Below are 7,998 nucleotides of genomic sequence, written 5' to 3'. Positions count from 1 at the left end.
TGGATTTGAGTCAATATTTTGGACACTAAAAAGTTAAATCTTAAGCTGTATTCCTAATTCGATCTTCAATGGCTTGTGGGGTTTGATAGCCCAAGCTGCTGTGAATTCTTTTTCGGTTATACCAACCTTCAATAAATTGGAACATCGCTAATTTAGCTGTTTGGTAGTCTAGATATTGTACATGGTKGACTTCTTCCTTTTTTAATAGGGCATGAAAGGATTCAATACAGGCATTATCGTACGGGCAACCTTTCTGACTAAAGGATTGCTTAATATGATGGTTTTGGATATGTTGAGTAAACTCACTACTTGTATATTGTGAGCCAAGATCGGTATGAAGAACTAAGCCCTCCGAGGGCTTTTGTGAAATGTGTGCGTTATTGAAAGCTTTTATGACCAGTTCTGTCGTCATTGAACGAGAAAATGAATACCCWACTATTTTCTTAGAATGAAGGTCCAGTACCGAAGCTAAATAACACCATCCGTCTTTTAACGTGTGGATATACGTAATATCTGCTACCCATTTCTCATTAATGGTCTGAGTAGTGAAGTCTCGTTTTAGCAAATTATCCAATTGAATAACMTTTTCTTTAGATGGATAGGGACGGTATTTTTTCTTAGTAATAGAACGAATTCTCGCYTTGCTCATTAAACGTTGAACACGCTTTAGACTTAGGGAAAACCCTTTGGWTAATAAGCTTTCATGAATCTTTGGAGCCCCATATCGTCCCTTGCTTTCCAGGTAAATGAGATGAATTTCCTTCGTGAGTTCTTGGTTTTCCTGTTCGCGATTTGATACGACTATTTGAAGGGACTGATAATGGCTGCTTCTTGGGATTTCTAGTATTTCACACAWCTTTTGTATGGGATATTGTTTCTTGTGTTCCTCAATAAATTCGGTAAGATCTGTCTCGGTTACTTTTTCGCGAATATGGCCATAGCCTTTTTTAAGATTTCAACTTCTTGCTTTAACCGAAGGTTTTCCTTCTGTATGGCGGCTAATTCCTTTGGAGTCATAGACTCTTCCCCTAAACCGATAGGGGTAAATTCKTTAACCCATTTATAAATGGTAACTTCTGATACGCCATATTCGCCGCTTAATTCTTTGACCGAATTACCCGAGTGATAAAGATCTACAATAGTCTTCTTGAATTCATTATTATATTTTTTACCTGTATTCTTACGTTCCAAGACAGACACATCCTCTCAAAAATYATTGTAAGGACTTAACTAAAATGTGTCCATGAAACTATACTAACTCCACTTCTATATAAAGAATGAATATTTTCTGAATTTCTAAGCTCAAAAATAAGGTTCAACTTTCTTTCTAACTTATCTAAATTCCCTCCCTCTTTTACAAACAATTCAAACTCTTCAGCTATCATTTTTCCCACTTTACTATCTAGCAGTTCAAGATTAAGTAATGATTTTATTTTTATCGTTTCTGGGGTGTTATCCCAACGAAACCATTGTCCAGGGACCTGTTTCCATAAGTTTTCCCACTCATCTAACAATTCAATTTGATTTAAAAAGAATTTTTGTAAACCACATAACCAAGCAGTACAACTAGTATTTCTTTTTTGGCACCCTAAACCGTCTTTTAAAAACTCACACCCTTGACAACAAGAGTTCCCACTTTTTATACAAATCTCACAAATATAATGTGACCCAACTAATTGAAGTACCATCAATCCATGTTGGATAATGTCTTCCCTCTTTATTTCTATACTCAACTTACTCGCTCCATCCGCAATTATTATTTCTCCCTAAGATTAACCAATTCTCTTTACCCAATCCAACTATGCCAAACAGGACATTATGTAGCGAACCATCCACATGCCCATGAACGTTAATTCTTCACACATTGTCCATCTCTTATTTATGCCTATTTAGTATATTTTCTAGTAAGCTTTGTGCCCGCCTCCAAACATTTCCTTCACCCTCTATGTTAATCCAAACATAGTGACCTATTTTTTCGACATTAGGTTCTTGATAAATGACCTCCACTAGATCACCTATAACAATCCTGTTCCCGTCTTTATCCTCGTAAGATTTATGTCCATTTCCCCATCATCCTTATTATTATTTCTTTCATTGTACACAGGGAAATATTTCTATTAATTATAATCTTGGGCTAGTGCTTGGACATAATGAGAGCGCAGGTAAAAAGGAAGTCAACTAGTTCTAATAAGGCAATAGATATTTAAAATCATCCTTAACCGAAGCAGCACATTCAGTAGGTGTCTCCAAAAACTACTTGGTCTATTGTATGGCGTTCAGCAGTAGGAAAAGAGCAGGTATCGTCGTCTCCAACGCCATCTTGAAAATTACTAATTATATTCTGACGAGAATGGAGACACATACTCTACGGTTGTTCTATTTTTTGCTCCTGTACTTTATTACCTTCTAGTTTGTGATTAATTGGGTCAATAGTATGTTTAAATTTGTAGGCTTGAATTACAACCTCAAAACTTATTATTGAAATGATAATAATAATGATACTGCATACAAAGACTGTAATCGCCATTTTAGTCCCTCCTAAAGTACTAATAAAATCATCAAATGGGGTTTATCTTTACGATCTGTTTCTGTAAGTTTTCCTACTCATCCAACAATTCAATTTTCTTTTAAAAAGAATTTTTGTAAGCCAAATACGCAGTCATTAACTAGTATTTCTCTTCCATCTAAAATTTCTTTTGACATAAACAAGGAAACATTGTACATTCATATCATAGTATATTCAAATAATCAGATATAGTAATATACAAAATAGTATAAATGAAGAAGGGTTGGTTATGCAACATAAATGGTTTTTTACTGGGAGATATAGTGGGTATTCTTTACAAAATTTTCAAAAAGATCTTTTGTCTGGTCTAGTCGTTGGGGTAATTGCTATACCTTTGGGTATGTCGTTTGCAATTGCTTCTGGAGTTAAGCCGGAATATGGAATATATACTACAATCATTGCAGGTATTTTAATTTCACTGTTTGGTGGGTCAAAGTATCAAATTGGTGGACCTACAGGAGCCTTTATTCCCATTTTATTTGGAATTGTCATGACTTATGGGTATGAAAACTTATTAATTGCTGGATTTTTTGCAGGTATTATCCTATTTTTAATGGGAATCTTTAGACTTGGTTCATTGATTAAATTTATTCCAAGGCCTGTGACTATAGGCTTCACATCAGGAATAGCCGTTATCATTTTTGTGGGTCAGATTGCTAATTTTCTAGGTCTTACAGGGGTAGAAAAACATGAAACCTTTTTAAGTAATATTAGAGAAATTATCATTCACATTCATTCCATTAATTTTTTTAGTGTGTTAACTGCTGGAATATGCCTTATTGCGGTCTTATTAACTCCTAAACTCTTTCCGAAGATTCCAGGTCCACTTATAGGATTATTATTTTCTACCGTGATAGCCAGCATATTTTATCCTAATCAAGTAGCAACAATTGGCTCAACATTTGGTGAGATTCCAAGTACCTTACCTCATTTTGAGGTACCTGAAATGACTTTTGAACGCGTACAACAATTAATTGGTCCAGCTTTTGTAATTGCATTACTTGGGGGTATCGAATCTTTATTATCTGCAGTGGTCGCTGATGGTATGACAAATAGTAAGCATAATAGTAATCGAGAATTAGTGGGTCAAGGTATCGCTAATATGATTACTCCTTTATTTGGTGGAATTCCTGCAACTGGAGCCATAGCAAGAACAGCTACAAATATCAAAAATGGTGCGATCTCGCCATTTTCTGGAATGATACATGGAATTGTAGTTTTGATAGTATTAGTACTTCTTGCTCCTTATGCTTCAAGTATCCCTTTAGCCAGTATGGCCCCTATCTTAATGGTAGTAGCTTGGAACATGAGTGAGAGACATGTATTTTATCACGTGTTAAAAACAAAAACAGAAGATTCATTTGTTCTAGTTGTTACCTTTTTATTAACTGTTTTTGTTAATCTTACAGTTGCTGTTGAAGTAGGGGTTTTATTAGCAGTAGTTTTATTTACAAAACGAATGAGTGATATGATGGTAACAGTCAAGGCACTACCTAACCCAAATAATAAACATGAAAAGATGGAATCTCACATGGTGACAGATGCTCGTGACTGTCCTCAAATTAGTATTTATAATGTAGAAGGTCCTTTGTTTTTTGGAGCTGCTCAAGCTTTTGAGCACTCAATAATGAATACGATCAACTACAAACCGAGGGTTTTACTCTTAAGAATGGGGAAAGTCCCTTTTATGGATACAACAGGCGAATCTTATTTATCAAGTATCATAAAGGATTTTTCAAAACATGGGATTGTATTGATATCAGGTATTAAAGTTCAACCTAAAAGTGTGTTAAAAAAGACGGGTTTATATGAATGTATAGGAGAAGAACATTTTTTTGAACATACTGGAGATGCAATAAATTTTGCACTTAAACATCTAAATAAGGACAAATGCCTTGGATGTAAACATTTTGCATTTAGGGAATGTACTGTCCTTTCTGGTGCACATGAGAACATGAAAGAAAAAGGGGAAGTAGTTACAACATCTTAATTGTATCTAGAAAGAGAGGGAAATAAATTGAACTTAGAAATGCAACAGTTTAAAGCTGAATTTTTTAAAGCTCTTGCTCATCCTCTTAGGATAAGAATTCTTGAACTTTTAGCTGACGGAGACAAAAATGTAAATGAAATTCAAAATCTTGTAGGAAGTGAAGGTTCTGCAGTATCACAACAATTAACAGTCTTGAGAGCAAAAAATATAGTTACAGGCACCAAAGATGGTAATCGGGTGATTTATTCCTTAAGAGATCCTATGATTATTGAACTGCTCAGTGTTGCTCGTCAAATTTTTAATAATCACCTTGTTGATGCTATAACCATGTTAGATAAATTAAATGATAGCGATAATGACAATGGTATATAAGAAAAGACGATAAATGAGGCGTAAAAATGTAAATTATAAGACTATGTTATCGTTGCAAGGGCAAGGGGAAAATAAAAACAAAGATTCCTTTTATAAATTTGAAGTGCCATGTATGTAATGGAATAGGTAGGATAAAGGATGTTAGAAAGTAATTAATTCTCATTCTCAATCTATCCTATTAATAAACTTATTTAAACAACAAAAGCCATTCGCTTTCTCCTTAGCGTGAAAAAACTGGCTTTTTGCTTCAATAAATGTAGTACCGTGGATTTTAAAAAAAATGTTAGCAATACCCCGACTACAATGTTTAAGAAAGAGTTTAAACCCAATTACTATTTCCCTAATTAATACTGAAGTACTAATTAGGTGATATATAAAAAAAAATGAGGTGTGATCTAATGATTAAATCTAAAGCTCGAATAACAGCTATTGGTACCTATGTTCCTCAGAAGAGATTATTAAATGAAGACTTAGAAAAGATGGTAGATTCTAATGATGAATGGATTGTTCAAAGGACTGGCATAAAGGAAAGGAGAATAGCAGGAGACGAAGAATACGCTTCCCATTTAGCTTTTAATGCTATAGAAAATCTGGTTGAAAAATATAATAAAGATTTACAAGATATTGATTGTATTATAGTAGCAACAACAACTCCGGACTATGCGTTTCCTAGTGTGGCAAGTCGAATTCAGAGTCACTTTAATATCCCTTGTACAGGAGCTTTTGACTTAAATGCTACCTGTGCAGGTTTCACATATGGTTTACATTTAGCTAACAATTTAATTACTTCCGAGGCACATAAAAAGATTTTAGTTGTTGCAACCGAGACTTTATCAAAAGTAACCGACTATAAAGATAGAACAACTTGTATTCTATTCGGAGATGGCGCTGGTGCTATGTTAGTCGAATTTGACAAGGAAAATCCTAGTTTCCTGGCAAACCATATGGGTACTAATGGAGAAGGTGGTATTCATGTATACAGAACAACCTTTGCAACTACTATGGATGATAAACCTTTAAACACAACTGGAAAGATGGTTCAGAATGGAAGGGAAGTATACAAATGGGCAGCCCGTACTTTACCAATAGGAATAGAAGAATTATTACACAAGACAGAATTAAACATAGAGGATATTAACTGGTTTGTACCACATAGCGCGAATCTAAGGATGGTTGAATCAATATGTGAAAAATCAGGAATTTCCATAGAAAAAACATTGACCAGTATGAAGTACTTTGGGAATACCTCATCTGCTTCCATTCCATTAGCACTAAATTTAGGAATAGAAGAAGGGAAAATCCAATATGGAGATACTTTATTGCTTTATGGCTTTGGAGGAGGACTTACACATTTAGGGCTTGTTTTAACGTGGAATATAAAATTATAAAATCTAGTAATGGTAATGGGGGCTTTAATGTTGGTGGATACTCAAAAAATTAGTTTCTTCACCATAGTTTGTGATTTACACACAATTCCTGGGTAATGCTACTACACTATAAGCCACTCAATATTTAAGCAACCATTTACGGATTTGGCATTCCTTTTTCCTTGCTGAGAGGCATTTAAACCCTAGTATTGGTGAACAGGATTAGAATGTGGTGATGGGTATTAAATTATAGTATGTCGTAAAATATGGCTCAGCTTAATGTTTTATAGAAAATTGAACTGGAGTTGATAAAATGAACATTACTGGATACGGAAAAGCCACACGGGAAGCAATCAATAACTTTGAGCGATATGTTGATTTTGAAATCCCTGCCGATTATAAACAATTTCTCCTTGAATATAATGGAGGTACTACTACTGTGCAACACTGTAAGTTTTATGTGGATGCGTTAGACACACTTGTTTCGTTAAAAGTATTATATGGAATAGATGTTAATGAAAAAGAGCTTGATTTGCTGAAATGGCATGAGGAGTATAAGAAAGACTTACATACGAATTGCATCATAATAGGTAGTGATACGTGCGCAGGTAAAATCCTGTTGATAAATAATGATGAGGAAAAAGGGGTCTACTTCTGGGATCAAGGGTGGTATTCGGATCCATCAACCCAGGACGAAAATATCTATAAGGTTGCAGAAAGTTTTAAATCCTTTATTGAAGGGCTGAAGATCCCGGATGAGATCTAATTTTATTTGATTCCCCTTGATTGGCTATGACCTTTCAAGGTTTTTTTATAGTGAATTTACACGAATATAGTTTGATATGCTTTTCAAAAGCTGTACGAGCCTTATATATATGGCGTCTGTCAACGTTAAGCGGACCGAAGGGAGCATTAAGGAGTTGATAGACTCACTTCACCAAGAACCTCTTGGTGTGTCAAAAGTTCACCTTTTGATCTGCCTACCGTTTAGAATGCAGTAATTGATAAAAGTCTTGATTTTAGTCTTAACGTGCGAAATCCGCGTTTTGTCGGCTGTATCCCATCGCCATCAAGCTAAGAAAAAGGAATACCCCCCAAAGCGAAAAAATGAACTATTTTTTCTATAAATACTATTGAAAGGATGGCTTTTTTCGTTTGGGGGGGATAAAGAAATTTTAACTTGATGGGAATGTGGCGGTACCCCAGAAAGGGAGAACACCCCATTACCTCTACTCAGGCCTACCGGCAGTTAAATAAGGCCTGCAGATTTCGCTGGCAATCATACCTTACAGAAAACGTTTGGCTATTGGTTTTACAATGCCACGAAGGATATTTCCATGTTGCAACGGATCCTTCATCATTCCCAACCTTCCGTCACCCTGCGTTATATCTGCATTACCGAAGAAGAATCGAATAACGTATGCATCAAAACCTATAACCACTTAAATCCGTCCTCTTCCAATAATTGATCAGAAGCGTCTGGCCCCATCGAACCTGAACGATAAGGACACAGGGGAATGGCATTTTCCTCAAATACCTCCAAAATAGGTTGAACCCACTTCCAAGATAATTCAACTTCATTCCAGTGGGCAAAGAAAGTTGGATCGCCACGCAAAGCATCGAACAGTAAGAGCTCATAGGCTTCMGGTACWTCTTTTGCATTTGCTGAAAACGTCACCGTAACGGGCTCTATTTTACCGTTT

Annotated in this window: 7 protein-coding genes and 2 pseudogenes; 5 read left to right on the top strand and 4 right to left on the bottom strand. The window is 35.4% G+C overall.

Annotated elements, in window-relative coordinates; translation table 11 throughout:
- Nucleotides 1-40 precede the first annotated feature (40 nt).
- From AC1DUW_RS16660 to ytzI, 3 genes are all read right to left on the bottom strand, one after another.
- A protein-coding gene (locus AC1DUW_RS16660; RefSeq protein WP_477643001.1) for an IS3 family transposase occupies nt 41-1,191 on the bottom strand; the annotation gives its coding sequence in 2 pieces (ribosomal slippage) (nt 41-954 and nt 954-1,191; 1,152 coding nt in all).
- A gap of 35 nt (nt 1,192-1,226) precedes the next feature.
- Nucleotides 1,227-1,733, bottom strand: coding sequence for a DNA mismatch repair protein (locus tag AC1DUW_RS16655; RefSeq protein WP_477643000.1), 507 nt, complete (start codon nt 1,731-1,733; stop codon nt 1,227-1,229).
- Nucleotides 1,734-2,365: 632 nt separating this feature from the next.
- Nucleotides 2,366-2,527 carry a YtzI protein gene (ytzI, locus tag AC1DUW_RS16650; RefSeq protein WP_477642999.1) on the bottom strand — a complete coding sequence of 54 codons (162 nt, stop codon included), beginning with the start codon at nt 2,525-2,527 and terminating at the stop codon, nt 2,366-2,368.
- Nucleotides 2,528-2,795: 268 nt separating this feature from the next.
- Between ytzI and AC1DUW_RS16645 the strand changes: the two genes are divergently transcribed.
- The 5 genes and pseudogenes from AC1DUW_RS16645 to AC1DUW_RS16625 all read left to right on the top strand — a co-directional run.
- Complete coding sequence (locus tag AC1DUW_RS16645; protein ID WP_477642998.1) at nt 2,796-4,556, top strand: SulP family inorganic anion transporter; 1,761 nt, start codon at nt 2,796-2,798, stop codon at nt 4,554-4,556.
- 27 nt (nt 4,557-4,583) lie between these two features.
- Nucleotides 4,584-4,928: an ArsR/SmtB family transcription factor gene (locus AC1DUW_RS16640; protein ID WP_477642996.1), complete on the top strand. Its 345-nt coding sequence runs from the start codon at nt 4,584-4,586 to the stop codon at nt 4,926-4,928.
- A 401-nt stretch (nt 4,929-5,329) separates the two neighbouring features.
- On the top strand, nt 5,330-6,316 hold the full coding sequence (locus tag AC1DUW_RS16635) for a beta-ketoacyl-ACP synthase 3 (RefSeq protein ID WP_477643002.1): 987 nt from the start codon (nt 5,330-5,332) through the stop codon (nt 6,314-6,316).
- Nucleotides 6,317-6,608: 292 nt separating this feature from the next.
- Nucleotides 6,609-7,061, top strand: a complete 453-nt coding sequence (locus AC1DUW_RS16630) for an SMI1/KNR4 family protein (protein WP_477642995.1) — start codon at nt 6,609-6,611, stop codon at nt 7,059-7,061.
- Between the two features lie 426 nt (nt 7,062-7,487).
- Nucleotides 7,488-7,764 (top strand): annotated as a pseudogene (locus AC1DUW_RS16625) (site-specific integrase); the annotation flags it as partial.
- On the opposite strand, the pseudogene AC1DUW_RS16620 reads toward AC1DUW_RS16625, so the two are convergent.
- Nucleotides 7,728-7,998: pseudogene (locus AC1DUW_RS16620) on the bottom strand (glucose-6-phosphate dehydrogenase); the annotation flags it as partial. The pseudogenes AC1DUW_RS16625 and AC1DUW_RS16620 overlap by 37 nt on opposite strands.

This window comes from Peribacillus sp. P4_C12 (genome assembly GCF_056402095.1).
The sequence above is the reverse complement of the archived record's forward strand: the minus strand, read 5'-3'. Positions and strand labels throughout refer to the sequence as shown.